Genomic DNA, 26,888 nt, shown 5'->3' on the forward strand with positions numbered 1-26,888 from the left:
GCTGCCTATCGAAGCAGCACGCCGAGTTAGATTTAAGCATGTTTCGGTGTAGATTAATGTGCCTGAAATCACGATGATTAGTTCGAAGATGCCGCTCCTGACGATCCACCACAAGACCGAATATCGCTACGACCGCCCGGTGGCGTTCGGCGAACACCGCATCATGCTGCGACCGCGCGACGGTCACGATCTGCGCGTGCTGTCGGGCGATCTCAAGATCGTGCCGCAGCCGGCGTCGCTGCGCTGGATCCACGACGTGTTCGGCAACAGTGTCGCGATCGCGACCTTCGACGTGCGGGCCAAGACGCTGACCTTCGACAGCACCGCGACGGTGGAACACAATCCGGCCGAGGAGTTCGCGTTGACGGCGGACGATACGGCGTATTTCTATCCGTTTCTGTATAACGATGAGGAATTTCCCGACCTGGTCCAGTTCATCACGCCGCAATATGGCGATCCCGATGGCGAGCTCTCGGCCTGGGCCCGCGGCTTCCTCGACGAGCAGGGGATGACCCCGACGTACAACATCCTCAGCGGCATGACCCATGGCATCCGCGAGGCTTTTACCTATCGCAAGCGCCATGAGCACGGCACCCAGCATCCGCTCGATACCTTGCAGACCAAATCAGGCACCTGCCGCGACTACGCGTTGTTCATGATCGAGGCCTTGCGGCGGCTCGGCATCGCCGCGCGTTTTGTGTCGGGATATCTGTTCATCCCCGGCGATCGCGCCCATGGTTATGTCGGCGGCGGCTCGACCCATGCCTGGGTTCAGGTCTATCTGCCGAGCGCCGGCTGGATCGAGTTCGACCCGACTAATGGCATCATCGGCACCCGCGATCTGGTTCGCGTCGCGGTGGCGCGCGATCCGCGCCAGGCGATCCCGCTGCATGGGACGTATGTGGGCCCGGCCGATGCGTTCGTCGGCATGAATGTCAGCATCAATGTGGTCTCGGCCAGCGAGCGAACGGGAGCCTGATCATGGAAATCAAGGTAGGCTTCGAGATCAGCTACGCCGCCGTGCAGCCGACGCCGATGGTGACGATCCTCAACATCCATCCGTCGCGCTTTGCCGATATCGTCGGCACCGAAAGCCTGATCGCCGAGCCGAACGTGCCGATCGGGTTTTACCGCGACAGCTTTGGCAATGTCTGCGGCCGCCTGGTGGCGCCCGCGGGCGGCGTCACTTTCCGCGGCAGCGCGCTGGTGCGCGACTCTGGGCTGGCCGATGTGGTGGTGCCGACCGCGCAGCAGGTGCCGATCGACCAATTGCCCGATGAAGTCCTGCTCTATCTGATGCCGAGCCGCTATTGCGAGACCGACAAGCTCACCGACATCGCCTGGTCGTTGTTCGGCACGACGCCGCCCGGATGGGCCCGCGCGCAGGCCATTGTCGAGTTCGTGCACAACCATGTCACCTTCGGTTATCAGCACGCCCATCACATGAAGTCGGCGCACGACGTCTATGAGCAGCGCGCCGGCGTCTGCCGCGACTTCGCGCACCTGGCGGTGACGTTCTGCCGCTGCATGAACATCCCGGCGCGCTATTGCACCGGCTATCTCGGCGATATCGGCGTGCCCAAGGATCCCGCGCCGATGGATTTTTCCGGCTGGTTTCAGGTCTATCTCTCGGGCCAGTGGCACACCCTCGATGCCCGCCACAACCACCCGCGGATCGGCCGCATCCTGATGGCCACCGGCCGCGACGCCGCCGACGTCGCGCTGACCACCAGTTTTGGCCGGATGGACCTGGTGAAATTCGTGGTCGTGACCGATGAGGTCGTGCCGGCTTGACGTAGTCGTCATTGCGAGCGAAGCGAAGCAATCCAGAGCTGCGCAGTTTGCGCTTGTTGTTCCTGGATTGCTTCGCTTCGCTCGCAATGACGGTATAAATCTTCCCATGACCTCCGATCGCCTCTTCGTCTACGGCACCTTGATGCGCGACTTCGATCATCCGATGGCGCAGTTATTGTCGCGCAGCGCCGATTTTATCGGTGAGGCGCGCTGCGCCGGCCGGCTTTATCTGGTCAAACACTATCCCGGGCTGGTGCTGTCCGAGGAGCCTGGCGAATTCGTGTTCGGCGAACTGTACCGGCTGACGCAGCCGGAAGCCCTGCTGCGCGAGTTCGACATGTACGAGGCCTGCGGCGAAGGTTTTGCCGAGCCGACCGAGTATGTCCGGCGGATGCTGACGGTGACGCTGCAAGATGGCGCTGCCAGCGAGGCCCCAACCCGCGAAGCCTGGACCTACATCTACAACTGGCCCGTCGCCCATCTGCCCCGGATCGCCTCGGGGCGGTTCATGGAGAAGTGACAGCTCCGTGTCCCGGACGCGGTGCAGCGCGCCTTCGCGCTGCTCCGCAGAGCCGGGACCCATGCTGCCGCTTGCCGATGGGCCCCGGATCAGCAGCGCATCACTTCGTGCTGCGCAGCATCCGGGGCACGCCGCGGCGATTTCGCGGTTCCTCGCCCTGTGAATAGCGGCGAGAAACCCTTTAATCTTCGTATTTTAACCGGCGCACCCTATATCGATGGTCGGTTGGCACATGCCTCCGATCCGGCAACACATCCCCCATGCGCTTTACGCCTGAATTCCTCGAGGAACTGCGTGCCCGGCTTCCGGTTTCGGAAGTCGTGGGCCGGCGCGTGAAGTTGAAGAAGGCGGGGCGCGAATATAAGGGACTGTCGCCGTTCCAGCAGGAAAAGACCCCCTCGTTCACGGTCAACGACCAGAAGCAGTTTTATCACGACTTCTCCACCGGCAAGCACGGCAACATCTTTGACTTCGTGATGGAGACCGAAGGCTGCTCGTTCCCCGAAGCGGTCGAGCGGCTGGCCGGCCAAGCGGGGATGGCGCTGCCCGCGGTGACGCCGGATGCCGCGCGGCAGGAGCAGCGCCGCCGCACGCTGTATGACGTGATGGAACTCGCCGCAAAGTTCTTCGCCGACAATTTGGCCTCGCGCCATGGCGCCAAGGCGCGCGGCTATCTCGGTGACCGCGCGATTTCGCCGGCGACGCAGCTCCAGTTCCGCATCGGCTATGCGGTGGGCGAACGCTTTGCGCTGAAGGAATATCTCGGCGCGCAGGGCATTCCGGTCGAGGACATGGTCGAGACCGGCCTGTTGATCGGCGGCGAAGACATCCCGGTGCCGTATGACCGTTTCCGCGACCGTGTGATGTTTCCGATCACCGATTTTCGCGGCCGCGTCATCGCCTTCGGCGGCCGCGCGCTGGAAAAGGACGTTCCCGCCAAATACCTCAATTCGCCGGAAACGCCGTTGTTTCACAAGGGCGACAACCTCTACAATCTGGCGACCGCGCGGCAGGCCACCCATAACGGCGCGCCGCTGGTCGTGGTCGAAGGCTATGTCGACGTCATCGCGATGGTGACAACAGGCTTTGCCGGCAGCGTCGCGCCGCTCGGAACAGCCTTGACCGAAAACCAGCTCGCGCTGCTGTGGAAGATGTCGGACGAGCCGATACTCTGTTTCGACGGCGACAAGGCTGGCCAGAAGGCGATGTGGCGCGCCGCGGATCTCGCGATGCCGCATCTCAAGCCCGGCAAAAGTCTGCGTTTCGCGCTGCTGCCGGAGGGCCAGGACCCCGACGATCTCGCGCGCTCCGGGGGACGAGCCGCGATCGAGGAAGTGATCTCGGCGGCGCGGGGCTTGGCCGACGTGATCTGGTCGCGCGAGATCGAGGGCGGTTCTTACGCGACGCCGGAGCGGCGCGCGGCGCTGGAATCGCGGATCGGCGAGCTTACCAATGGCATCCGGGACGAGATCGTGCGGCGCTATTATCGCCAGGATCTTGCCGAGCGCCTGCAACGCACCTTTGCGCCGGAAGGCGGCCGCGGCGGCTATGTCAGAGGCAACTACCGCGGCGGCCAAAGCGGCTTCGGCGGCAGCGAATCAGGCCGGCGCTTTGCGCCGCGCAGCGCCGGTTCCGGCGGTCGGTTCGACAAGCGGGGCGGACCGGGCGGCGGATCGACCCTGGCGCGCGGTCCCTATCAGGCGGCGAGCCCTCAATTGGCGACCAGCCAGATCATGCGCGGCCAGCGCAGCGCGGTGTCCCGCCGCGAGGCGCTGATCCTGCGCTCCCTGCTTAACCACCCCTGGTTATTGCACGACCATCTGGAGGAGGTCGCAGCGCTCGAACTGGCCCATCCGGAAGCCCACAAATTGCGCGCCGGAATTATCGCGGCCTTTGCCAATTATTCGCATACCGACGATCCGGCCTCGGAAGCCGAAAGATTGCTCGCCGCGATCGAAAAATCAGGATATTCCAAGCAAATTCAAATGGTTGACATAGCGCTCACCACCAAGGATGTGTGGGCCGCGCAATCCGGCGCCGCTAACGAGGACGTTCTTTCCACCTGGCGGCAGCTGGTTGCCTTGCATCACAAGGCGCACGCCTTACTTAGGGAAAAGAAGGATGCCGAACTGGCCCTGGGCGACGACGCCAGCGAGGCCAATATGGTATGGCTGCGGGACGTCCAGGCAAGATTGGCCGAAATGGACGGCACCGAGGCGCTGATCGAGGGTTTCGGCGAATCGAGTGGCCGGTTCCAGAAAAGCGTCTGATAAAAATTATGCGGACGGCCGGGGCCCGGGCTGCGAAATGACTCGCCAAACCCATGGTTTGGCTGCAAAAACAGGGTTAATCGACGCTTAACACGGTTAATCGACGCTTAAGAGCCTGCGGGCTATGAGGTCGTAACCGGTTGGTGCAATGTGAGGGTGGCGAGAAGTCTGCGCCGCCCTTTGCGCGTCACACGTGACGTTTTGGACATGACGCGGGTGCTGTGAAGCATCCAGCGAAAGCGCGTTTAGGAGCTAATGAATGGCCACCAAGGCAAAGACGCTGCAGGTCAAGGACAAGGAAAAAGACGACAAGGCAGCCGATGCGCCCGAGAAGGATTCGCCCGACGCGCCGTCGCCGTTGCTCGACCTGTCCGATGCCGCCGTCAAGAAGATGATCAAGCAGGCCAAGAAGCGCGGCTTCGTGACCTTCGATCAGCTCAATGAAGTCCTGCCCTCCGACACCACGTCGCCGGAGCAGATCGAGGACATCATGTCGATGCTGTCCGACATGGGCATCAACGTGTCCGAGGCCGAGGAGGCCGACACCGAGGAAGAAACCAAGGAAGACGCCGAGGACGAGACCGACAACGAACTGGTCGAGGTCACGCAGAAGGCTGTCACCGAAGTCAAGAAGTCCGAGCCCGGCGAGCGCACCGACGATCCCGTCCGCATGTATCTGCGCGAGATGGGCACGGTCGAGCTGTTGTCGCGCGAAGGCGAAATCGCCATTGCCAAACGCATCGAGGCCGGCCGCGAGGCGATGATCGCAGGGCTGTGCGAAAGCCCGCTGACCTTCCAGGCCATCATCATCTGGCGCGACGAACTCAACGAAGGCAAGATATTCCTCCGCGACATCATCGATCTCGAAGCCACCTATGCCGGCCCCGACGCCAAGAACAACATGAACCCGGCGCTGCTGCCCGCCCCCGTCGGTGCCGACGGCCAGCCGATGCCTGCCGAAGCCTCCAATGGCCATGGTAGTGGCAATGGTGCTGCGGCTGCGCCCGCGCATATCGCGCCGCCCGCCGCTCCCCCGGCGCCGACCCCGTTCCGCGCCGCGCCCGCCGCCGCCCCCGAAGGCGAGAGCGTCTCGACCGAGGGCGCCGCCGACGGCGACATGGACGACGACGAGTTCGAAAACCAGATGTCGCTCGCCGCGATCGAGGCCGAGCTGAAGCCGAAGGTGGTCGAAACTTTCGACAAGATCGCCGACAACTACAAGAAGCTGCGCCGCCTGCAGGAGCAGGACATCGCCAACCAACTGCAGAGCGAGACGCTGTCGCCCTCGCAGGAGCGCAAATACAAGAAGCTAAAGGACGAAATCATCGTCGAGGTGAAGTCGCTGCGGCTCAATCAGGCCCGTATCGATTCGCTGGTCGAGCAGCTCTACGACATCAACAAGAAGCTGGTGTCGTTCGAGGGCCGCCTGCTGCGCCTCGGCGACAGCCACGGCGTCGCGCGCGAGGATTTCCTGCGCAACTATCAAGGCTCGGAACTCGATCCGCGCTGGCTCAACCGTGTCTCGAAACTCTCCGCCAAAGGCTGGAAGAATTTCGTCCATCACGAAAAGGACCGCATCAAGGAACTGCGCGGCGAGATTCAGCAGCTCGCAGCATTGACCGGGCTCGAGATCGGCGAATTCCGCAAGATCGTGCACGGCGTGCAGAAGGGTGAGCGCGAGGCGCGCCAGGCCAAGAAGGAAATGGTCGAGGCCAACCTTCGTCTGGTGATCTCGATCGCCAAGAAATACACCAACCGCGGCCTGCAATTCCTCGATCTGATCCAGGAAGGCAACATCGGCCTGATGAAGGCGGTCGATAAGTTCGAATACCGCCGCGGCTACAAGTTCTCGACCTATGCGACCTGGTGGATCCGGCAGGCGATCACGCGTTCGATCGCCGACCAGGCCCGCACCATCCGCATTCCCGTGCACATGATCGAGACCATCAACAAGATCGTGCGCACCTCGCGCCAGATGCTCAACGAGATCGGCCGCGAACCCACCCCTGAAGAGCTCGCCGAAAAGCTCGGCATGCCCTTGGAGAAGGTCCGCAAGGTTCTCAAGATCGCCAAAGAGCCGCTGTCGCTCGAAACCCCTGTGGGCGACGAGGAAGACTCGCATCTGGGCGATTTCATCGAAGACAAGAACGCGATCCTGCCCATCGATGCCGCGATCCAGAGCAATCTCCGCGAAACCACCACGCGTGTTCTGGCCTCGCTGACCCCGCGCGAAGAACGCGTGCTCCGCATGCGCTTCGGCATCGGCATGAACACCGACCATACTTTGGAAGAGGTTGGTCAGCAGTTCAGCGTTACGCGTGAACGCATCCGGCAGATCGAAGCGAAGGCGCTGCGGAAGCTGAAGCATCCGTCGAGGTCGCGGAAGCTGCGGAGCTTCCTGGATAACTGAGCAATTAAAAGCCCCGCGTTAGCGGGGTTTTTTCTTTACCCAACTCTCGTTGGTCGGATTTCTCACAAAGAGAGAGTTGCCAGAGTTTTTTTCGATGGTGAATCTATCGGACAGGCGCTCCATCACCGAGACGATTTCTGCGATTTCAGATCCCCGCGAGACTGCGGTGGTTCTCGCGGCACGCGCTGTCTTGCGTGCACTGCCTCTGATCGTAGACGAGTATGATATCAAGAAGTCGAAGGGAGCCTTGGAGTTTCCTTTTAAGGTGTTCTCTGCCGCAAACATTACTTGGGCTGTCGCGCGGTATCCCGAGCTACGCGGGCAGCAAAGGGCGCAAGTTCGTCGCATCAAAATATTTGAGTATGGAGCTGTCAGCACCGCAATATCTTTCGCCCTTGCTGCCACCGACCGTGCTGCCGGGGCGGCGTCGTTTGCCGCAGGCCCAGCCGCAGCTGATGCAGCGTCAGGAGCAATAGAAGCGACGCGCCGTGCGTTCTTGAACGATTTGGTAGCGGCGGATGCGGCTCTGGAACATGATTTTGATTGTCTAACGAACGGCACTCTTCTTCCGCGAGAGCTTGCCGGTCAACCACTTTGGCTCGGCGCAACTCCCAATTTGATTCCAGATTTGTTCACGATCGCTAAGGAAGAGCTCTACCGGATTCTATCCAAGCGTCCGACTTGGGACGTTTGGATAGATTGGTACGAGGCACGTCTCTTGGGGAAATCAAGCAACGAGAAAGCCGAAATTGATCGAATAGCAATCGCTGCAAGATATCCAACAATCGGCATAAGGTACATAAACGATGAGATAAAGGATCGAGTTGATGCTGTTTCAAGTTGGTCGGAAAAGCTAGAAACGCTAAAGCAGACCCGTTTGGGAGCAAAATTCGTCCAACAGGGTAATAGGCTAACGATTGATCCTAGAGGAGACGAGTCTGACGTCGTCGTGTCTCATGACACCGTCATGCTACAGCTTCACGAGGGAATAAAGCGTCGGGCTAGGGAGTTTTCTGAGATCGCAAAGCGGGTCGATAACCTAATCGGCTGGCAAGGCTTGGGCGCAGCAGCAGTTCAATTTCGTGAGGCGGTAGAATGCGCCACAGAAGACGTGCCGGATCGAATTGGGTTAGTTTATGACAGCACGATCTCGCTTGGCTCGTTTCTTGATTTGGACGCACGATTGCGAAAGAGCTCTGACCGAACTAATGCTGATCCGTTAGACTTAGAAGTTCAGCGTGCTTTTATCGATCTAATCCGAGCGGCGGCACCTTGGCTGAGAAGGTTTCCTACTGCACGAATGTTGGACGATGAGGCTGGCGCGTTTCTAAGCAGGACAGAGCATTTCGAAGCCGCAGCGCGGATCGTGCAAATAGCAGAATCCACGAGTGTCATCCTGAGACAAGATTCTGAGCTTTTAACCGCTGTTGTTGACGCGGGCAGGCGAGGTGCCTTTCAAGGTGAGAAGGCCAGTGCTCGAAGCATATGGTCATCAAAGAACTTAGTGACTGCGCTCGCTGTGATTTTCTCTTTCGAAACAGGCCTGATCAATAACAAAGCTGCAGAGCAATCCATTATTGCTCAAAATGGGGCGCGTCTCTATTTGAGTGCGGAAACCGAGATATTGAGATTGTTTGAAGATGCTCCGGAAGATATTAGGCAAGCGATGGCTGCTTTAATCGACGATCTCCGTCGCCAGATGGGCGGTAGCCCTACTAATCTGCCAGAGAAGCCGAAAGAGCGTTTTGATAGCCTGAGACGTTTGAAAGAGGGAGAATCTGAAGGCGAGAACTGAACCTAATTGAGTAGACATCGCGGGCGACCGAAGCGTTTCGCGTCACCAAGACGCGAACCGAAAGAGTTATAGTTCTTCGGCCTTTTGCCGCGCCCGGCTAACCTTTTGGGGCTCGCTTGCGCGCATGCCTTCATTTCGGCATTTCTGAACGAAGGCATCTGCGCCCGTTCTGTCTGCGAACGATGTTAGTAAGGTTCGGCCTCTCGGGCTGGTAGCCGTGCGCAACAATCGCCCGTATCCGTACATTACGAGCCACATTGGGGTCTCCTTGCGAATCAGTAGCTCCCTTATTGTAGCCCAAGGCGATAGCGCCTTGGGCTAGTTAACATTCGAGGCTCCATGATTCAGATCGACAATTCCGATGCTAAGACCCTAGTTAATTCCCTCCGAACGGAGAGCGTAGCCTACTATAGGCAGTGGGTTGTCTGGCTCGGTGTTGCGTCGGGTGCAGGTGGGATGGGTCTTTTTTCGTTGGCGGCGACCCTTCCTGATCGCAATCATGCGTTTCAAGTGTTTCTCCCGTCGTTGTGGGTGTTTTTTCTTGGCGTATCGATGGCCGGGCTTAGCGTTCTCTGCGAGTCGCTCAGTTTGGGCTCCCGCGCTCAGCATTTTGCCGAGGCGCACAACCGTGAAGAAATCAATCAAGCCATCGCGAAAATTCCGGAGATGTTTTCGTCACCGAAACATCTCGCAGACGAGGCGAACTCTCAACGAAACAGGTTAATTGATAAATCTAAGGAAGCACACGCCTCGGCCGAGCGGGGATGGGTTCTTCATCGGCGTTGGCGTTTGGCAAGAAATGCCGCCGTTAGCATTTCTGCAGTAGCGTTTGTTTTTGGAATGAGTTGGCCGATCGCTTACATCACATTTGGCGGGAAATTGGCCCCACCCGCGTTGGTCCTGAACGGATCAAGACTGACGGCGATAATACCGCAGCGCTAGGATCCCCGCCTTATTTTCCTTCAAATGATTGTCGCCGAGCCTCAACGCCCCTACTTCTTCTTCGCCCCCACCCGGCTGATGCTCTTGATCGCCAGCGCCGGCCGTCCGGCCTTCTCGCCGATCTCGCGGTCCTGCTCCATGATGAAGCCGCGCGCGGGTTCGTCGCCATCGAGGCCGCCGAGCAGTTCGGCGGGCACGCGGCGGTTGGAGCGCTGACTGTCGTCTTCATAGACGACGTTGAAAAAGGCGAATTCGCCTTTGGGGTTGGTTCCGGGTTTTTTGGCCATGATGGGCGGCTTTTCTCCGATTGGGGGACGCCTGTCAAAGAAAATAGCTGTCATATGGCGCCGGCCTGCCTTGCGATCAACGGGCGCTGCAGCGTCCCTTTCGGCGCAGGGTCAGTCAGGATGTCACACGGCATTTTCGGACCAAAATTCGCCAGGAAATGCTACGATCCAGGGGCAATCGTTGATGCCCAAAGGATGTCTGGATGACCACGCGCACAAGATGTATGACCGCCGCTGCCCTGACGCTCGCCCTGTTCGCCGGCCTCGGTTCACGGGCTGACGCCGCCCCATGCGGCAGCGGGCCCGGCGGGTTCGAGGCCTGGAAGCAGGCGTTTTCGGGGGAGGCGCGGGCCAAGGGGGTTGGTGCTGCCGGCCTCTCGGCGCTGATGGGGACGACCTACGCCAGCGCCACCATCAACGCCGATCGCTCCCTGCATAGTTTCAAGCTGTCGCTCGATCAGTTCCTCGCCAAGCGCGGCGCGCCGGCGATCGTCGCGCGCGGGCGCTCGCTGAAGCGGTCGCAGGCCGCGATGTTTTCCGCGATCGAGGCGCGCTACGGCGTGCCGGCGGGGCCGCTGATCGCGATCTGGGGCATGGAGAGCGGGTTCGGCAGCCAGCGCGGCAACCAGAACATGCTCTCGTCGATCGCCACGCTGGCCTATGATTGCCGGCGGCCGGACTATTTCACCGACCAGCTTTATTCGGCGCTGCAATTGATCGATCGCGGCACGCTCTCGGCGACCCAGCGCGGCTCGATGCACGGCGAGGTCGGCCAGACGCAATTTCTGCCCAAGAACATCGCGGCCTATGGCGTCGGCAATCTCGAGACGTCGTCCGGCGCATTGAACTCGACCGCGAATTTCCTCAAGGCCCATGGCTGGCGCGCCGGCGCCGGCTACCAGCCCGGCGAGCCGAACTTCGCGGCGATCGAGGCCTGGAACGCGGCGCAGGTCTACCAGAAGGCGATCGCGCTGATGGGGCGGCAGATTGATGGGGGCGAGTAGGGGGGCGGGGGGCGCGTACCCTCTCCACGTCGTCCCGGCCTAGCGCGCAATTGCGCGTAAGGGGCCGGGACCCATAACCCCTGGCGTTCAAAAGTAAAAAAGGCCTCTGCCACAACGCTAAAACGAGAGTCCGCGCCGCCGCGATGAGCGCAATTGCGCTCACGCTGGGGTCCCGGCGTGCGCCGGGACGACTTGTTGAAGTTCTTGTGTGGCTCTCAACTCGTCATGCCCGGGCTTGACCCGGGCATCCATCACTCTTCAGAAGAGTCTTTCGAAGGGATGGATGGCCGGGTCAAGCCCGGCCATGACGAGCACTAAGGCATTGCCAGTCGCGCCGCCTACTTCGCCTTCTCCAGCGCCGCCGTTTGCTTGGCGAGCTGTTTGTCGAAATCCTGTTCGAGCCCGGCGACATAGGTTTGAAGCTCGCCCGGCTTGACGAAGGGGTTCGGCGCGCCGTCCTTCATCTGCGCGCGTTTCTCCTGCATGCCGTAGACTTCCGGGTGCGGCCCGAGCAGCACGTCGACCTTCATCGCCTTGGCCTTGGCGAAGGTCGAGCGGTAGTCGTCGACGATGCCGGGATAGGTCGGCTGTCCGACCAGTTTGTTCAGGGCGACCGTGCCGCTGCAGAAAAACAATACGTCGCGGTCCTGGCCGCTATCCTTGACGGTCATTTCCCAGCTGGTGCAGCCCGGCGAGTGCCCGGGCATCGCATGCGCGGTCAGCGTGGTATCGCCGAGCGTGACCACATCGCCTTCCTTGACGGCGCGATCCACCTTCACGGGCGGAAACGCCAGATCGGCGTTCTTCTCATCGCCGGGATAATATCCGCCTTCGAGCAACGGCTTGTCGCGCTCGCCGGCGACGAGGGGTGCGCCGGTGTCCTTTTTGATCTCGGCAAGGCCGCCGGTGTGATCGAAATGCGCGTGCGAATTCAGGATGATCTTGATGTCGCCGAGCTTGAACCCGAGCTTGGCGATATTGGCCTTGATCATGCCGGTCGATTCCGGCAGCGCCGTATCCAGCAGGATCAGCCCTTGCGATGACTTGATGATATAGGCGGAAATGCCGTCGGTGCCGACATAGTAGATGTTTCCGATCAGCTGGAACGGCTCGAACGGCGTGGTCCACTTCTTCATCACCGCCGCCATAAAGTCCTTGACGGTCTGGGCCTGCACACCGGTTACGACCAGCGCCAGCGCGCATAGCGCGGTCACGGTAAACTTCCTCATGGTTTGCTTTCCTCTTTGTTTTTTTGTTCGGATACGCGTCGCGTGCTTGCCGCAAGCGGCCCGCAAGCTACGTTGCCGCCGGTGCCGCGGCAACAGGTCCGGCCCGGAAATATTTCGCATCGCGCGTGGAATAGGTGATGGCGAGCTCGGGCAAGGCGGGCGGGCTCTCAACGGGTCGTCCCTGCGAAGGCAGGGACCCATAACCCCTGGCCTCGAAAATTAGAAAAAGGCCTCCGCCACAGCGCGCAAACGAAAATCCTCGGCGTATGGGTCCCTGCCTTCGCAGGGACGACACCTGATATCTTCCCCGCGTCCTTTTCGCCCCCCTTTTCTCATGGCATGATTGGCGCGACACTCAGCAAAGGATTCGCATGCGCAAAGTTTGTCTGGCCCTTTTGTTCAGCACGGTCGTTGCCGCGGGCCCCGCCTTTGCCGCGCGTTGCGGCGGGGATTTTAATACCTTCGTCGGGGCGATGTCGCAGGAGGCCTCGGCCGCCGGTGTGTCGCAAGCGGTGATTTCGCAGGCGCTCAGTGGCGTCACGCAGGATCAGGCGGTGCTGAATTTCGACCGCCGCCAGCGCTACACCTTCAACAAGAGTTTTGAGCAGTATGTCTCCACCCGGGTTGGTTCGGGCCGCATCAACACCGGGCGGGCGATGCTGCAGCGGAACGCGGCGCTGCTGTCGCAGATCGAGGCCAAGTTCGGCGTGCCGCGCCAGATCATTGTCGCGATCTGGGGACTGGAGACCGATTTTGGCCATGGCGACATGGGCAAGCAACAGGTGATCCGCACGCTCGCGACCTTGGCGCATGATTGCCGCCGCACCGACTTGTTCCAGGGCGAATTGCTAGCGGCGCTGAAGATCCTGCAGCGCGGCGATCTTCCGCTGCGGGAAATGATCGGCGCCGGCGCCGGCGAAATCGGCCAGACGCAATTCCTGCCGTCGTCCTACATCAAATACGGCGTCGATTTCGACGGCGACGGCCGCGTCGACCTGCGCCACGACGTCGCCGACGTGCTGGCCTCCACCGCCAACCTCCTGCACACCAACGGCTTCAAGATGGGCGCGCCCTACGGCGAAGGCACCCCGAATTTCGAAGCCATGCACGAATGGAATCACGCTTTGGTCTACCGCAAGACCATCGCGTATTTCGCCGATCAGTTGGTGGGGCGGTAGGCATCGTGTCGCGAGAATGCGAACGCGCGTTTTTCTTACCCTCCCCTGGAGGGGGAGGGTCGGCTCATATTGAGCGCAGCGAAATGTGAGCCGGGGTGGGGTGGAGTAACTCCGAGTGGAGCGCCAGCTATCGCTATCCGCAGCGCCGCCACCCCACCCCGCCGCTTCGCGTCGACCCTCCCCCTCCAGAGGAGGGTAAAGTGGAGCAGAAGCCTTCTATTATAATTGCCGCCAGCGATTATGGGTCCCGGCCTTCGCCGGGACGACGTGGGGTGTGGAGCGACGTCGTGCTCATCACCGTCATCGCCATGACGAACTTACGCGCTCTCCTTCGTCTCCACCTTCGCCCGTGGGGCAAAAATCTTCGCCAGCCATTTCCAATAGGTCGCGGGACGCAAGCGTTGTACGAGGTCGAGGAGGCGGGCGTCGCCGCCGATCAGGATGCGGGGCTGGTTGTTTTCGATGCCGGCGATGATGCGCTGTGCCGCGGCGGCGGGTGTGGTGCGCGCGACGGCATCGAAACGTTCGATCGCCTCGGTGCGGCGGGTATTATCGGTGACGCCGACGCCGGAGCGGGAGTTGCGGGCGATGTTGGTGGCGACGCCGCCGGGATGCACCACCGACAGCTTTATGGGGCTTTCCGCGATCTGCAACTCGTGCCGCAGGCTTTCCGAGAAGCCGCGCACCGCGAATTTCGCCGCGGCGTACGCGGTCTGGCCCGGCGGCGCGACGATGCCGAAGATGCTCGAGAGGTTGACGATGTGGGCTTCGCGCTGCCGCGCCAGATGCGGCAGGAACGCGCGAGTCGCATGCACCACGCCCCAGAAATTGATGTTCATCAGCCAGTCCATCTGGGCCTGGTCGATCTCGTTAAAACTGCCCATCAGGGCGACGCCGGCATTGTTGATGACGATGTTGAGGCCCGGATGCGCCGCGACCGCGGCCTGCGCGAAGTCCGCGATCTGGCCCGGCTCCGACACATCGACGCGATGGATCGTGACTTTTCGCGGGGGCGTATTTGCCTTGCTGATCTCGGCGGCGACCGCCTGCAAGCCGGCCTCGTCGCGGTCGGCCAGCGCGAGATCGCAGCCGCGTGCCGCAAGTTCAATGGCGAGCGCCCGGCCAATGCCGCTGGCCGCACCAGTCACGGCCGCGGCAGCTCCACGGATCGCAGTCATTCAAGGGCTCCACATGGAAAGGGCAAAAGGGAAGGCGAGTATCGGAAACCGGCAAATCCGGGGCAAGTGTTATTCAGCGAAGACGCCGTTCATCACCATTGCCGTTCGCCAGGTCGTCGTCCAAAATCGTTGTTCGTGTCGCAATCCCAAACCGCTGGAATTTGGCCATGACGCCCTCATTCCTGTTGACCTCACTGATCGTGGTCGCCTCGCCCGGCACCGGCGTGCTGTATACGCTGGCGGCGGCGCTGACACGCGGGTCGCGCGCCAGTGTAGCCGCCGCATTCGGCTGCACGCTCGGGATCCTGCCGCATATCGCGGCCGCGATGCTTGGGTTGGCCGCGGTGCTGCACACCAGCGCGCTGGCGTTCGCCGCGCTCAAATATTGCGGCGTGGTTTATCTGATGTACATGGCCTGGCAGGCGCTGCGCGAGACCGGCGCGCTCGCGGTGGATACGCGCGTCGGCGCGGCGGGGCGTTCGGCCTGGCGGGTGATCGTCACGGGCTTTTTGATCAACATCCTCAACCCGAAACTGTCGATCTTCTTCCTGGCGTTCTTGCCGCAGTTCATCGCGGCGGACGAGACCCATCCCTTGGCACGGATGCTGGAGCTGAGCTGTGTCTTCATGGCGATGACGTTGATGGTGTTCGTGCTCTACGGCCTGTTCGCCGCCTCCGTCCGCGACCGCATCATCACACGCCCCAATGTGATGAGCTGGCTGCGCCGGATTTTTGCCGGCGGCTTCGTCGCGCTCGGCGCCAAACTGGCGTTCGCGGAGAGGTGAGGAGTGAGGCGGATTCCAATCAGTCCCGTCATGCCCGGGCTTGTCCCGGGCATCCACGTCTTTGCAGCACGGCAGCAAGAAAGACGTGGATGGCCGGGACAAGCCCGGCCACGACGGCAGCGATTGGTTCGCGCGCATCCCCAAAATCAAAAGGCGGGCCCAAGGCCCGCCATTTCGATCGAACGCTTCACCGCGAGGTGGGTGCCCGGGCAGAGCGAGGCTCCACCCGGGCGAAGATCACTTCTTGGACTTCTTGGCCTTCTTTGCCTTCTTCGCCTTTTTAGCCTTCTTCGCTTTCTTAGCCATAGCATCCTCATCTGGGTTTAATGGATGGAAACGCGACTCGAGGCATGCTCGGCGGAGGGCCAACCTCGCAACATCCTCGAAACCAATCCCAACAGATTCGCAGGCTGCTGCCTCGCGCTGTCACGTCACTGTCATTGCGTTATCCACAGCTGTTATGCGTTTTGGTGCGATTTCGAACTAATTTTGAGAAATCGCCGTCATCGGATGCGTCGTGCGCCGCGCCGGATCGCGCGGCCGCAAGCGGGCCGGCAGGGTTAACGAGACGCCAAGATGGCCTGCGCCCTCCGTCCCGCTCCGAAACAAAAGCAGGCGGGGCTTGCTGCTTCTTCATCGATTCAAAACCACGCTGTGGATTGCCGATGCGGGTAGAGGTTCCGTTAAGCGCGGCGGCCGCATGTTGTCCGCAAGACCACGGGGGTGGTCCGGGTGGGTGATCGATAGCAGGGGAGAACGCGATGCGCGTTCGGGGACAGCGATGAACGTTCCAACGATATGGACGATATTCATCGTCAATTTTCTCGCGCTGGCCCTGATCTGGGCTTACGTGATGCGCAGCTATCCGAAATTCGAGGCCGCCCCGTTCTGGACCGCTTCGGCCTTCTTCGCGGCCCTCGGTGCTGCGATCGCGATGGTCCGCTTCGTTTCGGATTCGCTGTTTGCGCTGATCGGCGGCGGCGCCGTGCTCGTTTTCGCCACCTGCCTCGCCGCGATGGGGATCAAGCGATTTTACGACCAGCCGGTGACCTGGCGCGGCACCGCGCTGATCACCGGGCTGACCTTGGCCGGCCTGACGTTGTTTTCCGTCGGCTATGACAGCATGGCGATGCGGATCTCGATCTATTCGGTGGGATCGACGCTGCCGCTGGCGCTGACCTTGAAGCTCCTGCTGCATGAGCAGGATGGCCGCAAGAACCCCGGCGCGCGGCTCGCCGGAATCGTCGCCATCCTGATCATCGCGATTTATGCGTTTCGGGCCGCCGGCTTCCTGTTTCATCTCGGCGGTGACTTCTCGGCCGTCCGTTCCAACCCGGTGCAATCGGTGCTGATGGTGGCGCTGACGTTCCTGTCGATGGCGCTGAATTTCGGCTTCCTGCTGATGGCGATCGACCGGCTGCGCAACGAGGTCGCCGATCTCGCGCTGCTCGACGATCTCACCGGGGTCGCCAACCGGCGGCATCTGTTGCAGCGGCTGACCGAGGAATGCGCGCGGTCGGAGCGCTCGAGCGAGCCGTTTGCGCTGCTCGTGATCGACCTCGACGGTTTCAAGGGGATCAACGACACCCATGGCCACGCCGCCGGCGATGCCTGCCTGCAGCATTTCACTTTGATGGCGCAGACCCGGCTGCGGCCCGGCGACATGCTGGCGCGCACCGGCGGCGACGAGTTCTGCGTGGTGCTACCGGCTTCTACCCTGCGCGAAGGCGCGATGATCGCGCGCCGCATCCTCGATGTGTGCCGCGAGGACGCCGCGCAATGCGTCGGCGCCGACATCCCGGTCTCGGTCTCGATCGGGGTCGCGCAATGGACCCGCGAGATGGGCGCGTTCCCGGACCGGCTGATCGCCGCCGCCGACCATGCGCTCTATGGCGCCAAGAAAGACGGCCGCAACTGCCACGCGGTCCATGATCCGGCACCGCCGCCGCCGGCGCCCGACTACGAAACGATCCTGGAGCGAGCGTTGCAGGAGCAGGCCCTGCGCAAAAGCGCCTGAGCGTGTTATTTAACGGTCAGTCCGCCTTGAACGGGACCACCGAACCATGATGCTGCGCCTGCTCGCGACCGCGCTATCGGTGATCGCGATCTCGACCATGGCGGCCGCCGAGACGCCGGATCTGGCGAGCCTCGCGCGTGGCGCGGGCACGCCGGACATTCCCGGCCTGAAGATGGTCTGGCTGGCGCCGTGGGGCGACGTCGCCAAAGCGCATCCCTGGAAGAACATCATCGTGCACCGCACCGAGGGGCCGGCCGGCTCGGCGCGTGGCGGCGCCACGGAGCAGGCCAAAAACCCGACGCGGCGCGGCGTCATGGTCTGGGTGGAGACCGACGGCACGGTGTACTGGGCGGTGCCGGAAAATCTGGTCCCGACCCATACCGACGGCGGCGACCGCAACGACAACAAATACATCGACAACAGCAAGACCTATCACCAGGTCAACAAGGACACCTCGATCGGGGTGGAATTCGCCGGCAACTATCCCGACGTGACCCGCGAGGCTACCGAGGCGCAGGTCGCAACCTGGCGGATCCTGGTCAAGGTACTGCGCGCGCGTTACGGCATTCCGCTCGACCGCGTCTATGCCCACAACTGGATCGACTTCAAGGACAAGCGCTATTGCGAAGGCTGCGCGCTGGCGACGATGGCGCGGCAATGGGGCGAGTAGGGCGAGATGACTTTGAGTTGAATCGGCAAATGTGCGAGTTCTTCACCTCGCCCCGCTTGCGGGGAGAGGTCGAAATTCGCAAAGCGAATTTCGGGTGAGGGGGCCTCTCCGCGAGTCAGAACTCGTTGCAAGAGCCCCTCACCCCAACCCTCTCCCCGCAAGGGCGGGGCGAGGGAGAAGAGTTGCCACCGCAGTGGCCTAACTTCATCTCACCATGTTCAGATCGGCTGTGCCATCCAGCGGAACAGGCGGCTGATCAGGCCGGGTCGCCGGGCGCGCTGGTCGAGCGGGGGATCGTCGCTCTCGGCGATGCAGCGGTCGTAGAAATAGTCGTAGAATTGCAGATCGTTCGGCTCGGTGACGTTAAAACTCTCCTCGCCGAAGAATACCGTGTAGCTGTAGAAAAACGGCCCGATCCAGGGCGTCTCGGGCGAGGCGCGATCCTTTGAGATCACGAACTCCGAAGGCTCCAGCCCATGCGCCAGCATGGCCTGCTCGAGCTCTGGCTGCTTGCGCATGAACTCGGACGAAAACCCGCCGACGGTGGATTGCAAGGTGATCGCCATGACGCCGGCCGCAATGCCCCGTGTTGGAAAGCCCGCTTTCGTTGCCATTGGTCGGTCGATCCGGTTTCGAGGTTCAAGGCCGTGCGGCCAGGGCTTGGCGGAAGGGCCTTCGCGCAAGCACAGCGCAACAAAAAAGCCGGCGTTGCCGCCGGCTTCGATGTTCTGTCGTGAGGCCGCGTAATTAGTGCGCGGCTTCCAGGGCGGCCTGTTCCTGCCGGGCGATGGTGCCCTTGACCGCCGACTGCACCTTTTCAAAGGCGCGGACTTCGATCTGCCGCACGCGCTCGCGCGACACGCCGAATTCGGCGGCGAGGTCTTCCAGGGTCATCGGGTCTTCCGCCAGGCGCCGCGCCTCGAAGATGCGGCGTTCCCGGGGGTTGAGCACGCCGATCGCGCCGTTCAGCGCGCTGCGGCGATGGTCGAACTCCTCGTGCTCGGCCATGATGGCTTCCTGGTTGGGCGAATTATCGACCAGCCAGTCCTGCCATTCACCGGCCTCGCCGTCGTCGCGGATCGGCGCGTTGAGCGAGGCATCGCCGCCGAGACGGCGGTTCATGTCGATCACGTCCTGAGTCGTGACGCCGAGGCGCTTGGCGATGATCGCCACCTGGTCGGGGCGAAGATCGCCCTCGTCCAATGCGGAGATCTTGCTCTTCGCCTTGCGCAGGTTGAAGAACAGCTTCTTCTGGTTCGCGGTGGTGCCCATCTTCACGAGCGACCACGAACGCAGGATGTACTCTTGTATCGACGCCTTGATCCACCACATGGCGTAGGTGGCGAGACGGAAGCCCTTTTCGGGCTCGAACCGCTTCACCGCCTGCATCAGGCCGACATTGCCTTCCGAGACGACCTCGGAGATCGGCAATCCGTAGCCGCGATAGCCCATGGCGATCTTGGCCACGAGCCGGAGATGGCTGGTGACGAGGTGATGTGCCGCGTCGCGATCGTCATGCTCGCGCCAACGCTTGGCGAACATGTATTCCTGCTGGGGTTCCAGCATCGGAAACTTGCGGATCTCGGCGAGGTAACGGGAAAGACCAGATTCTCCGTTGAGAACCGGTAAGGTAGCTGTACGGGCCATGGTAGCGCCCTCCAGTGGTTCAGGCCCCCGATAGCGGCGGGCCAGGCAGACGGTCGCTGTGCTAAAGCCGATCGGCCTGCGATGTTCCGCGTTGGATATTCAACGCAGGTGCAACATACACCAAATCGGAGGGCATTTGGAAGGATAGCGGTCGTCACGTCCCCGTGTGGCAGCCATAACCTGTTGGCATGGCAAGATTTTCTTAAAACCCCTGCGTCATTGCGTCGCTCGTAACTTATCCCTTAGTTGGGTCAGATCATCCGGCAAATCCGAAATCCACTCCAGAATCTCCCCGGTTCCGGGGTGCTCCAGGGCCAAAAGGTAAGCGTGGAGGGCCTGGCGGTCGAGCGCGGTCAGGGCGGCTTGGCTCGCGGGCCCGAGGCGGCTGGCCTTGGTCTTGAAGTGCGGACCGTAGACGCCGTCGCCCATCAGGGGGTGGCCGATATGGGCCAGATGCACCCGGATCTGATGGGTGCGCCCGGTCTCGAGCTGGCAGGCGAGCAGGGCCGCGACCGGCTTGCCGTCGCGGCCGTTGAACGCCTCTTGAAGTTCCCAATGGGTGATGGCCTCGCGGCCACCGGCGCGCACCGCCATTTTTTCCCGCGCATGCGGGTGACGGTCGATCGGCGCATCGACGGTGCCGCGCGCCCGATTGGGCAGGTCCCAGGCGAACGCCATGTAGCCGCGCCGCATCGCGCCGGTGCGGCCGTGATCGGCGAATTGCTCGGACAGCGATTTATGGGCGCGATCGTTCTTGGCCACGACCATCAGCCCGGTGGTGTCCTTGTCGAGCCGGTGCACGATGCCCGGGCGCTTGACGCCGCCGATCCCGGAAAGACTGCTGCCGCAATGGGCGATCAGCGCGTTGACCAAGGTGCCGGTCTCGTGGCCCGCGGCCGGATGCACCACGAGGCCAGAGGGCTTGTCGAGGACGATGATGTCGTCGTCTTCATAGACGATATCGAGCGCGATATCCTCTCCGGCGGGCTCCGGCGCAATGGCTTCCGGGACGTCGATTGTGATCGTATCGCCCGGGGCGACATGATAAGCGGGGTCGCGGATCGGGGCGCCTCGCAGGCTGACGGAACCGGCCAGGATCAGCGCCTTCAGCCGCGAGCGCGACAGCTCCGGCTCGCGCACCGCCAGCACGCGGTCGAGCCGGGTCGATCCCTCGTCGCCGGCGACGGTGACGAGGTGCTGCTGACCGCTATTCGACGACTGACCCTGTTGCAAAGAAGTGCCCTATGACGACGACTGAAACTGTTGCGCCCGAACCGACCCCCGAGCAGGCCGCGCTGTTCGCGCGGGTGCGTCGGCTGATGCTGATCGCGGGCCTGACCACGACACTGGCGGTGGCCGCGGTGATCGTCGCCATCGGCTATCGCCTTTTCCGCTCCGAGGGAAGCACTGTCGCAGCCACCGAAACCGTGGTCACCCTGCCCAAAGGCGCCCACATCGTCGGAACCGGCGTCTCCGGCGACCGGCTGCTGCTGACGTTGGATATCGCCGGGACCACCGAAATCCGCAGCTTCGACGCCCATAGCCTCAAACCGGTCGGCCGCCTGAAATTCGTCACCGAGCCCTGATTCACCGTCATGGCCGGGCTTGACCCGGCCATCCACGTCTTTCTTGCTTAATTAGGCAGCCAAAACGTGGATACCCGGGACAAGCCCGGGCCTGCACGGAAACGCCCGCCGATGCCTTGCAGGAAGAGGATTTCAAGGCTATTCCCTCCCCCGTACGCTCCCTTCGTCTAGCGGTTAGGACGCGGCCCTCTCAAGGCTGAAACAGGGGTTCAATTCCCCTAGGGAGCGCCACTTAACGCGTCTCGGGCGCACCATTCGCCCCGCATTCGCTGTGGCCTTCCAAGAGCCTCCAATCGGAGGCAAATCACTTGAAATTAGCAAATATTCCCGGCGTTTCTCACTACGCCAGCGGTAGAATCCGTCCGATCATTTCGGAGCGGAGCCGGCCTTTGCCGTCAAATACGACCAACAAAACGTCTAACATTTCGTCCAACAGCGGGGTGAGTCATGTCTGACTTCCTGACGCGTCGGAACGGCATGTGGCATTTTGTTCGCCGTGTCCCCAAAGAATACGCCAGCTTCGACAAACGCGGCGTTGTTCGCCATTCCACCAAGGTCCGAACGGCCTCCGATCGGACCGGACGGCAAGCGATGCGGGTTGCCGACCGGCTCAATTCCGAGCTGGAGGCCCACTGGCGCAATTTGGCGGGGGCAATGCCCAACGCTGCCACTGCGAGCTATGACGAAGCGCGCAAACGGGTACGCTCGTTAGGCTTTGAGTATCTGGATAGTGCGGACATCGTGCCTTTGCCGTTCGTGCAGCGGCTGGTGCGGTTGGAAACTCTGCTTATCGGCGGTCTCGAAAATGACGCGGGGGCCAGAGCGGCAGTATTGGGCACGCAGCCCCGGCCCTCGTTTCCGCTCTCCAAGCTCTTCGAGGAATACGAAGCCGCGACAAGCGAAGAGACACGAAAGTTTTCCCCAAACCAACTCCGCGTCTGGAGATCAGGGCGCAAACGGGTTGTCAGGGAATTGATCGCCGTCGTCGGCGATAAGCCCGTGACCGAACTCACCGAGGAAGACGGTCTCGATTACAGCGAGTGGTGGCGCGAACGCGTCCTTGCGAACGACGCTCGCGTGAACTCGGCCAACAAATCAATGGGCATGCTGAGCCGAATGCTGAAGAAATTGAGCAGGCGCCAAAGGCTCAAGCTCCCTGAAATTTTTAAGGGTCTCAGGCTTGAAGGCGACGATACGAAGGTACGGAGCCCCTTTGACGACGCTTTCATTCAAAATACTCTGCTGGCAGAAGGTGCACTCGACGGGCTGAATGAAGAGGCGCGCCATGCCTTCTATGCACTAGCTGATACGGGCCTTCGGGCGTCAGAACTCGTCAACCTGCAACCGAATGCGATCCATCTGGATCATCCGATACCCTACGTTGAAATTCTTCCAGATGGGCGCGTTTTGAAGACGGAGGAATCAAAGCGACAAATTCCGCTTGTTGGCTGCGCGCTTGCGGTCATGAAGTTGCGTCCACACGGGTTTCCAAGGTATCGGGACAAATCTTCGTCACTCTCAGCGACGCTGAACAAATTTCTGATCGAAAACGACTTGCGTCCCACCAAGATGCACACCGTTTATTCGTTGCGCCATAGCTTCAAGGATCGCCTCGTCGCAAAAGAGGCCCAAGACAGTTTGATTGACAGCTTGATGGGTCACCGCACGGGTAAGCCTAAATACGGCATTGGCCCGCCGCTTGAGCTCAAGCTCAAATTCTTGCGGTCGATTGCGTTTACACCGCCCTCAAGGCTGTGAGCGATAAGAAGACGGCGCGCCCGGTCGCGCGCCGTCTCCTGACGTCTCAGTTCGGCCAGGTCCGCCTCGAATTTTTCGAAGAGCGGCAAGTGAACATCGCCGTCCAGTTCGATGAAATAGGCGAGTAAGACCAGAACGCGTTCGGTGCGCTCGATGAGGGTGAGGGTGGGAATTTGCTCGTGTGCTGCCATGGTGTGCTCTACCGATGTCGTTTCCTTTCATCCTGATTGGTGCGTACGGCGGATGCGAGCGCGCGCTACCGATGCTTACGGAGCCTTACGCATCATTCTTTCGGTTGCTCTACCGCTTTTTTCCAAAGCGGGTTTGCGCAGCAAACCCGATGGTCGGCCCCCTAAACGGGGTGAGGCGGTCAAGGCCGGAAAGCGCGGGGTGGGGCGGGCAGCCGCGAAGCGGCAACACGGCCCGCGCTTTCCGCTCGCCGAAGGGCCTTGACGGCCGAGGGGCTGCCCCTGGATTAGAACCAAGATGCACCGCGCAGCTCCAGGCGCGCGCGATGGGATTGTTACCCGAAGGGACGAGACGCGCTCGCGGCTCGGTAAGCGAAGCGCGTAGAGCCCGGTCACGCCTTCGGGCGTGACGCGCCCCTTCGTCTTAGGGCGGTGCGGGAGATGTTGTTTTGGCACGTGACCGACGAGCGGACGGTTTTGCCTTTCGAAAGGCTGGAGAAGCCTCGGTGCCGCGAACAATGATGGCAAGCGCGTCTTCAGGGGTCATGAGTAGTAATTTGCTTTGTGCGTAGCCCGTCTGATCGCGCCAGAGGAGGCGGGTGCGGTAGGCCTTGGTCGGTTTGAACTCTCCTGCGGGCTCAAAGGCCTCGACGCTGAAAAGCACGGACGGGTTGGTGGCGATCCCATCCTCCTTCGCCGCCCGGAAGCGGCATTGCGTGGTGAGCGCGTCTAATGGCTCTTCTGAGAGAATGCTGTCGCGATTGAGAAGCAGGATGCGCGTCTGGAACGGCCGATCGCTTTGCATGCGGCTCTGGTTGATCGGATCAAAGGGTTCAAGCAGCGCGATGTGCTCAATCGGTACGAGGCGTCTGCCAACAGTGATGGTAGCGGTCATGGGTTGTCTCCCTTGTTGTTATGATTGCTTCCATCGGTATCACGGCATCGATCGAGAGAGATGCTCTCCTCTTCTTAAAAGAAAGTTTCGAGGAGCGGGAAAAGCCGCGAAGGGTTTACGATCAAGAGTACGGCTCAAGAGCGGCCCCAGAAAAAAGCAACGAGAAACGACATGGACGCGGCACCGCCACCGCCATCATCACGCCTGAACAAGGAAGCATCCGCGTCGCTCTTCGGCGACATTCTCTATGGTGCCGACGAGATCGCGGAGTTCATGCGTGGAAAGAAGAAATTTCGCCGTTCGATCTACAATCTGGTGCGGGCCGACCGCATTCCGTATTTTCGGATCGGCAATACCATTTGTGCTCGGCGTTCCGTCCTGCTGGCGTGGATTGCCGAACAAGAAAGGCCGATGAACCGTCGATGAACATCGGGTTGGATTACAAAATCTTCACACGCTCACGTTGCCGTGAGGCTCGTTGCTATCTCAACCGGCGACCCCAAAGTCTAGCTATGGCGGTGCGTGTTGTCGGATGGGCCCACGCATTTGTCCGCAAGGAAGTGTGATTTTAGGACCATCGTTTCGTTTTACAGTCATAGGACAATCAATATGACCGACATCGAAGCTCCACGTGAACTGGCCCCGAGCACGCCCAAGCGTTTCAAGACCGCTTACGCGTACGCATTTCTCTTTGTCGCTTTCCTGTCGGTCCTCGCTGTTGGCTTGGCAAGGATTCCGCAGGTCGCGAATGCCGGCGCGGATAGCTGCCGTGCCTTGCGCCTCTGCTCCCCGTCGCCCTTGAAGCCGATGCAGCCGCTTGCGACAGGATGGCTGGCGGGCGGATCAACTTTCACGTCCGCGGCCGCCCCTCAGATGAAGCAGTATCAGGCCGAAAACCCTGACTACAAAGTTTGCTTGCATCCGGGACGACAGTTCGACCGGAGCGGCGCGTTTCATTCGAATGTCCAGTACAGGTTCGAAGGCACGTTCGAGGCTGATCCCAACTGGGTCGGGCTTTTCGATTTCGGGCCGCACACGCCGCACTGTAAGTAACAACATGGGCGCTGCCGCGCAGCATGGCAGAGCGCGGCAGCATCCTGGGCCAAGATAGCGACGAAATTTCCAGAGGTCCGACCGGGCGTTCTTGAACGATCGTTGAGGCGAAGCGCGCTTCTGTCCTCAACGACGAGCCCGCGTTGAACCGCAAACCTCCCCGGCCGGTATCTGGCCCCTCTAGCAGGGCGTTCGGTTATCTCGGCGGATTGTGGTCGCGGTATACGGGCGGAAGGCCATTCACGAGGTTACACGTCACGCGGTAGATTTCATGCGTGCCAACCTTGGCAAAGCGTTCCGTGATCGGCTCGGGCCAGAACCGCGCGGTCATGTAGCCGCGATCATGCCAATATTTTTCGAGACGTCTCGCCAGGGCCGTCGCGCCCGCTCGATTGAGAGTTTCGACTTCCTGGTTGTTATTCGCTGTTTCAGCGTCTGAAGGGCTAGCCCCGCCAGCTCCTTCGTCCATCATGCGTCTCATAAAATCCTCTTCTTTGAAAATCGAAAAACAATGTGGTCGATATAGCCAAAACGGAGTGGATGCTTTCAACGTGCAACTTCCTTCGAAGAAATATTGCGTCGGCATTGCAAGACCTCTCCACCCAGCAAGCTGGATGTTTTGATTGAAAGAAAATCAATGATTGAAACGGGCGGGCCGCGGGATCGACAGCGGCTCAACGATCGGGACGAGGAATCAATGGCCTCGTGATGATCGGATATTGCCGAGATGGAGTAGGAGCGAGCGCGTCGGCGGCGCTTTGACGTGATGACGTATCGCATAATCCTCCGATAGAAACGACACGAGCCATTTCTATCGAAAGACGGTGAATGAAGTCGAAATTAGCACAATTTAACCGTCGCAGCGCGCGGCTTTCCTCGCGTTACGGAATGGATGCCGCATAGTTGCGTATTCGATGAAACGATACGCTTGTAACCGCATGCCGCCGAGATCAAAACCACGTCAGCTCTCTGCACCGGTCTCTCTGGGACAACGAGTGCAACGTAACAACTCGACAATTTGCGCGCTCAGACCAGAACGCAGGATTGAAAGGGCGGACGGGCCACACCGTCGCTGCGGACGATCTGCCACGGCTCGTAGTCTTGGGTCAGCAACATCACCTTTTCATCGGGAGCGTCGGTCAGCATGCCGTAAACGCCAAGGACGGGGCGATACATCGGTCCTGGCTCGGATTTGACCTCGCCGTACCAGTCGAAACCCGGAACGCCGAACTTGCGGAAGAGGTGGACCACCATTGTATCCCGGTAATGAGCCTCGCGATTGGGCTCTTCGACACGAAAAAGAATGTCTTTCCCGTCCGACAGTACTTGCGCCAACGCCAGGCGCAATGGGCGCGTGATGTTGAAGCGATCGTCGTCCATAAAAAGATCCGGGATGAACGCCCCGCCCGACGAAAGATAACCCCCGGCGAACGAGCCCTGGAACACCTGTGTCATGGAACTTCCAAAGAACGCTTCGAGATCGAGCGCAGGCTCCGCACTCACAGGGATGGGCGGAAGCAAGACGGTTGCAACCACCGCCGCGGAGGCATTCAACAAACTGCGTCGGGATAACTCAGATGCCATGACTGTCAATCGGCGTTCAAATTTGACCCCGGATCGGCGTCCAATTTTGACCCCTTTGAGCGACGAGTCTTGACGGTAGCGCTCGCCTCGTCGGAGCT

General features: G+C 61.1%; 25 protein-coding genes and 1 tRNA gene. 17 read left to right on the forward strand and 9 right to left on the reverse strand.

The genetic code is table 11. From position 1 onward, the window contains the following. Nucleotides 1–88: 88 nt before the first annotated feature. The 7 genes from GSQ88_RS01960 (at nucleotide 89) to GSQ88_RS01990 (ending at nucleotide 9,731) form a co-directional block, all read left to right on the forward strand. Complete coding sequence (locus tag GSQ88_RS01960) at nucleotides 89–979, forward strand: transglutaminase family protein (RefSeq protein ID WP_159005727.1); 891 nt, start codon at nucleotides 89–91, stop codon at nucleotides 977–979. 2 nt (nucleotides 980–981) lie between these two features. Next, on the forward strand, nucleotides 982–1,794 hold the full coding sequence (locus GSQ88_RS01965; RefSeq protein WP_159005674.1) for a transglutaminase-like domain-containing protein: 813 nt from the start codon (nucleotides 982–984) through the stop codon (nucleotides 1,792–1,794). Nucleotides 1,795–1,900: 106 nt separating this feature from the next. Then, nucleotides 1,901–2,314, forward strand: coding sequence for a gamma-glutamylcyclotransferase family protein (locus GSQ88_RS01970; protein ID WP_159005676.1), 414 nt, complete (start codon nucleotides 1,901–1,903; stop codon nucleotides 2,312–2,314). Between the two features lie 260 nt (nucleotides 2,315–2,574). Next, entirely contained in the window at nucleotides 2,575–4,584 is a 2,010-nt protein-coding gene (gene dnaG, locus GSQ88_RS01975; RefSeq protein WP_159005678.1) for a DNA primase, read from the forward strand. A 259-nt stretch (nucleotides 4,585–4,843) separates the two neighbouring features. Then, entirely contained in the window at nucleotides 4,844–6,994 is a 2,151-nt protein-coding gene (gene rpoD, locus GSQ88_RS01980) for an RNA polymerase sigma factor RpoD (protein WP_159005680.1), read from the forward strand. Nucleotides 6,995–7,070: 76 nt separating this feature from the next. Beyond that, the gene (locus GSQ88_RS01985) at nucleotides 7,071–8,789 is read left to right on the forward strand and encodes a hypothetical protein (protein WP_159005681.1); all 1,719 of its coding nucleotides are present in this window, start codon (nucleotides 7,071–7,073) and stop codon (nucleotides 8,787–8,789) included. A 339-nt stretch (nucleotides 8,790–9,128) separates the two neighbouring features. After that, on the forward strand, nucleotides 9,129–9,731 hold the full coding sequence (locus GSQ88_RS01990) for a hypothetical protein (protein WP_159005683.1): 603 nt from the start codon (nucleotides 9,129–9,131) through the stop codon (nucleotides 9,729–9,731). Nucleotides 9,732–9,781: 50 nt separating this feature from the next. Here the strand turns inward: GSQ88_RS01990 and GSQ88_RS01995 are convergent, their stop codons facing one another. After that, complete coding sequence (locus GSQ88_RS01995) at nucleotides 9,782–10,018, reverse strand: hypothetical protein (protein WP_159005685.1); 237 nt, start codon at nucleotides 10,016–10,018, stop codon at nucleotides 9,782–9,784. 224 nt (nucleotides 10,019–10,242) lie between these two features. On the opposite strand from GSQ88_RS01995, the gene GSQ88_RS02000 reads away from it, so the two are divergent. Continuing rightward, nucleotides 10,243–11,022 (forward strand): lytic murein transglycosylase, encoded by a 780-nt coding sequence (locus GSQ88_RS02000; RefSeq protein WP_246735027.1) that lies wholly within the window; start codon nucleotides 10,243–10,245, stop codon nucleotides 11,020–11,022. Between the two features lie 338 nt (nucleotides 11,023–11,360). On the opposite strand, the gene blaBJP is transcribed toward GSQ88_RS02000, so the two are convergent. Further along, on the reverse strand, nucleotides 11,361–12,251 hold the full coding sequence (blaBJP, locus tag GSQ88_RS02005) for a BJP family subclass B3 metallo-beta-lactamase (RefSeq protein WP_159005688.1): 891 nt from the start codon (nucleotides 12,249–12,251) through the stop codon (nucleotides 11,361–11,363). Nucleotides 12,252–12,622: 371 nt separating this feature from the next. On the opposite strand from blaBJP, the gene GSQ88_RS02010 reads away from it, so the two are divergent. After that, nucleotides 12,623–13,429, forward strand: a complete 807-nt coding sequence (locus GSQ88_RS02010) for a lytic murein transglycosylase (protein ID WP_159005690.1) — start codon at nucleotides 12,623–12,625, stop codon at nucleotides 13,427–13,429. Between the two features lie 317 nt (nucleotides 13,430–13,746). On the opposite strand, the gene GSQ88_RS02015 is transcribed toward GSQ88_RS02010, so the two are convergent. Further along, complete coding sequence (locus tag GSQ88_RS02015; RefSeq protein WP_159005692.1) at nucleotides 13,747–14,607, reverse strand: SDR family NAD(P)-dependent oxidoreductase; 861 nt, start codon at nucleotides 14,605–14,607, stop codon at nucleotides 13,747–13,749. 167 nt (nucleotides 14,608–14,774) lie between these two features. Between GSQ88_RS02015 and GSQ88_RS02020 the strand changes: the two genes are divergently transcribed. The 3 genes from GSQ88_RS02020 (at nucleotide 14,775) to GSQ88_RS02030 (ending at nucleotide 18,079) form a co-directional block, all read left to right on the forward strand. After that, entirely contained in the window at nucleotides 14,775–15,392 is a 618-nt protein-coding gene (locus GSQ88_RS02020) for a LysE family translocator (RefSeq protein WP_159005694.1), read from the forward strand. Nucleotides 15,393–16,173: 781 nt separating this feature from the next. Next, on the forward strand, nucleotides 16,174–17,409 hold the full coding sequence (locus GSQ88_RS02025; protein WP_159005695.1) for a GGDEF domain-containing protein: 1,236 nt from the start codon (nucleotides 16,174–16,176) through the stop codon (nucleotides 17,407–17,409). Between the two features lie 46 nt (nucleotides 17,410–17,455). Then, nucleotides 17,456–18,079 (forward strand): peptidoglycan recognition protein family protein, encoded by a 624-nt coding sequence (locus tag GSQ88_RS02030; protein WP_159005697.1) that lies wholly within the window; start codon nucleotides 17,456–17,458, stop codon nucleotides 18,077–18,079. 218 nt (nucleotides 18,080–18,297) lie between these two features. Here GSQ88_RS02030 and GSQ88_RS02035 read toward each other — a convergent pair whose 3' ends face one another. The 3 genes from GSQ88_RS02035 to GSQ88_RS02045 form a co-directional block, all read right to left on the reverse strand. Continuing rightward, entirely contained in the window at nucleotides 18,298–18,693 is a 396-nt protein-coding gene (locus GSQ88_RS02035; RefSeq protein ID WP_246735024.1) for a hypothetical protein, read from the reverse strand. 133 nt (nucleotides 18,694–18,826) lie between these two features. Beyond that, nucleotides 18,827–19,726, reverse strand: a complete 900-nt coding sequence (rpoH, locus tag GSQ88_RS02040; protein ID WP_159005699.1) for an RNA polymerase sigma factor RpoH — start codon at nucleotides 19,724–19,726, stop codon at nucleotides 18,827–18,829. Between the two features lie 216 nt (nucleotides 19,727–19,942). Then, nucleotides 19,943–20,959, reverse strand: a complete 1,017-nt coding sequence (locus GSQ88_RS02045) for an RluA family pseudouridine synthase (RefSeq protein WP_159005701.1) — start codon at nucleotides 20,957–20,959, stop codon at nucleotides 19,943–19,945. A gap of 11 nt (nucleotides 20,960–20,970) precedes the next feature. On the opposite strand from GSQ88_RS02045, the gene GSQ88_RS02050 reads away from it, so the two are divergent. From GSQ88_RS02050 to GSQ88_RS02060, 3 genes are all read left to right on the forward strand, one after another. After that, a complete protein-coding gene (locus GSQ88_RS02050; protein ID WP_159005703.1) occupies nucleotides 20,971–21,312 on the forward strand; it encodes a hypothetical protein in 342 nt (113 codons plus the stop codon). 156 nt (nucleotides 21,313–21,468) lie between these two features. After that, nucleotides 21,469–21,543 (forward strand) — tRNA-Glu (locus GSQ88_RS02055). Between the two features lie 216 nt (nucleotides 21,544–21,759). Then, nucleotides 21,760–23,070, forward strand: coding sequence for a site-specific integrase (locus GSQ88_RS02060; protein ID WP_159005705.1), 1,311 nt, complete (start codon nucleotides 21,760–21,762; stop codon nucleotides 23,068–23,070). Nucleotides 23,071–23,682: 612 nt separating this feature from the next. Here the strand turns inward: GSQ88_RS02060 and GSQ88_RS02065 are convergent. Next, the gene (locus tag GSQ88_RS02065; protein ID WP_159005707.1) at nucleotides 23,683–24,153 is read right to left on the reverse strand and encodes a hypothetical protein; all 471 of its coding nucleotides are present in this window, start codon (nucleotides 24,151–24,153) and stop codon (nucleotides 23,683–23,685) included. A gap of 171 nt (nucleotides 24,154–24,324) precedes the next feature. Between GSQ88_RS02065 and GSQ88_RS02070 the strand changes: the two genes are divergently transcribed. Both GSQ88_RS02070 and GSQ88_RS02075 read left to right on the forward strand, forming a co-directional pair. Continuing rightward, nucleotides 24,325–24,579, forward strand: a complete 255-nt coding sequence (locus tag GSQ88_RS02070) for a helix-turn-helix domain-containing protein (RefSeq protein WP_159005708.1) — start codon at nucleotides 24,325–24,327, stop codon at nucleotides 24,577–24,579. Between the two features lie 183 nt (nucleotides 24,580–24,762). Continuing rightward, complete coding sequence (locus GSQ88_RS02075) at nucleotides 24,763–25,206, forward strand: hypothetical protein (protein WP_159005710.1); 444 nt, start codon at nucleotides 24,763–24,765, stop codon at nucleotides 25,204–25,206. Between the two features lie 196 nt (nucleotides 25,207–25,402). On the opposite strand, the gene GSQ88_RS02080 is transcribed toward GSQ88_RS02075, so the two are convergent. Together GSQ88_RS02080 and GSQ88_RS02085 are read right to left on the reverse strand one after the other, a co-directional pair. Further along, nucleotides 25,403–25,792 carry a hypothetical protein gene (locus GSQ88_RS02080; RefSeq protein ID WP_159005712.1) on the reverse strand — a complete coding sequence of 130 codons (390 nt, stop codon included), beginning with the start codon at nucleotides 25,790–25,792 and terminating at the stop codon, nucleotides 25,403–25,405. Nucleotides 25,793–26,232: 440 nt separating this feature from the next. Beyond that, nucleotides 26,233–26,888, reverse strand: a 656-nt coding sequence (locus tag GSQ88_RS02085; protein ID WP_210253729.1) for a hypothetical protein, incomplete at its 5' end; no start/stop codon positions are given.

This window comes from Bradyrhizobium sp. S69, from assembly GCF_009766005.1.
Classification (GTDB): Bacteria; Pseudomonadota; Alphaproteobacteria; order Rhizobiales; family Xanthobacteraceae; genus Bradyrhizobium.

Excerpts from the sequence above, each read along its gene's own strand:
- GSQ88_RS01960 (WP_159005727.1), top strand. The coding sequence starts at position 89 with ATGCCGCTCCTGACGATCCACCACAAGACCGAATATCGCTACGACCGC.
- GSQ88_RS01965 (WP_159005674.1), top strand. The coding sequence starts at position 982 with ATGGAAATCAAGGTAGGCTTCGAGATCAGCTACGCCGCCGTGCAGCCG.
- GSQ88_RS01970 (WP_159005676.1), top strand. The coding sequence starts at position 1,901 with ATGACCTCCGATCGCCTCTTCGTCTACGGCACCTTGATGCGCGACTTC.
- dnaG (WP_159005678.1), top strand. The coding sequence starts at position 2,575 with ATGCGCTTTACGCCTGAATTCCTCGAGGAACTGCGTGCCCGGCTTCCG.
- rpoD (WP_159005680.1), top strand. The coding sequence starts at position 4,844 with ATGGCCACCAAGGCAAAGACGCTGCAGGTCAAGGACAAGGAAAAAGAC.
- GSQ88_RS01990 (WP_159005683.1), top strand. The coding sequence starts at position 9,129 with ATGATTCAGATCGACAATTCCGATGCTAAGACCCTAGTTAATTCCCTC.
- GSQ88_RS01995 (WP_159005685.1), bottom strand. The coding sequence starts at position 10,018 with ATGGCCAAAAAACCCGGAACCAACCCCAAAGGCGAATTCGCCTTTTTC.
- GSQ88_RS02000 (WP_246735027.1), top strand. The coding sequence starts at position 10,243 with ATGACCGCCGCTGCCCTGACGCTCGCCCTGTTCGCCGGCCTCGGTTCA.
- blaBJP (WP_159005688.1), bottom strand. The coding sequence starts at position 12,251 with ATGAGGAAGTTTACCGTGACCGCGCTATGCGCGCTGGCGCTGGTCGTA.
- GSQ88_RS02010 (WP_159005690.1), top strand. The coding sequence starts at position 12,623 with ATGCGCAAAGTTTGTCTGGCCCTTTTGTTCAGCACGGTCGTTGCCGCG.
- GSQ88_RS02015 (WP_159005692.1), bottom strand. The coding sequence starts at position 14,607 with ATGACTGCGATCCGTGGAGCTGCCGCGGCCGTGACTGGTGCGGCCAGC.
- GSQ88_RS02020 (WP_159005694.1), top strand. The coding sequence starts at position 14,775 with ATGACGCCCTCATTCCTGTTGACCTCACTGATCGTGGTCGCCTCGCCC.
- GSQ88_RS02025 (WP_159005695.1), top strand. The coding sequence starts at position 16,174 with ATGAACGTTCCAACGATATGGACGATATTCATCGTCAATTTTCTCGCG.
- GSQ88_RS02030 (WP_159005697.1), top strand. The coding sequence starts at position 17,456 with ATGATGCTGCGCCTGCTCGCGACCGCGCTATCGGTGATCGCGATCTCG.
- GSQ88_RS02035 (WP_246735024.1), bottom strand. The coding sequence starts at position 18,693 with ATGGCAACGAAAGCGGGCTTTCCAACACGGGGCATTGCGGCCGGCGTC.
- rpoH (WP_159005699.1), bottom strand. The coding sequence starts at position 19,726 with ATGGCCCGTACAGCTACCTTACCGGTTCTCAACGGAGAATCTGGTCTT.
- GSQ88_RS02050 (WP_159005703.1), top strand. The coding sequence starts at position 20,971 with ATGACGACGACTGAAACTGTTGCGCCCGAACCGACCCCCGAGCAGGCC.
- GSQ88_RS02060 (WP_159005705.1), top strand. The coding sequence starts at position 21,760 with ATGTCTGACTTCCTGACGCGTCGGAACGGCATGTGGCATTTTGTTCGC.
- GSQ88_RS02065 (WP_159005707.1), bottom strand. The coding sequence starts at position 24,153 with ATGACCGCTACCATCACTGTTGGCAGACGCCTCGTACCGATTGAGCAC.
- GSQ88_RS02070 (WP_159005708.1), top strand. The coding sequence starts at position 24,325 with ATGGACGCGGCACCGCCACCGCCATCATCACGCCTGAACAAGGAAGCA.
- GSQ88_RS02075 (WP_159005710.1), top strand. The coding sequence starts at position 24,763 with ATGACCGACATCGAAGCTCCACGTGAACTGGCCCCGAGCACGCCCAAG.
- GSQ88_RS02080 (WP_159005712.1), bottom strand. The coding sequence starts at position 25,792 with ATGCCGACGCAATATTTCTTCGAAGGAAGTTGCACGTTGAAAGCATCC.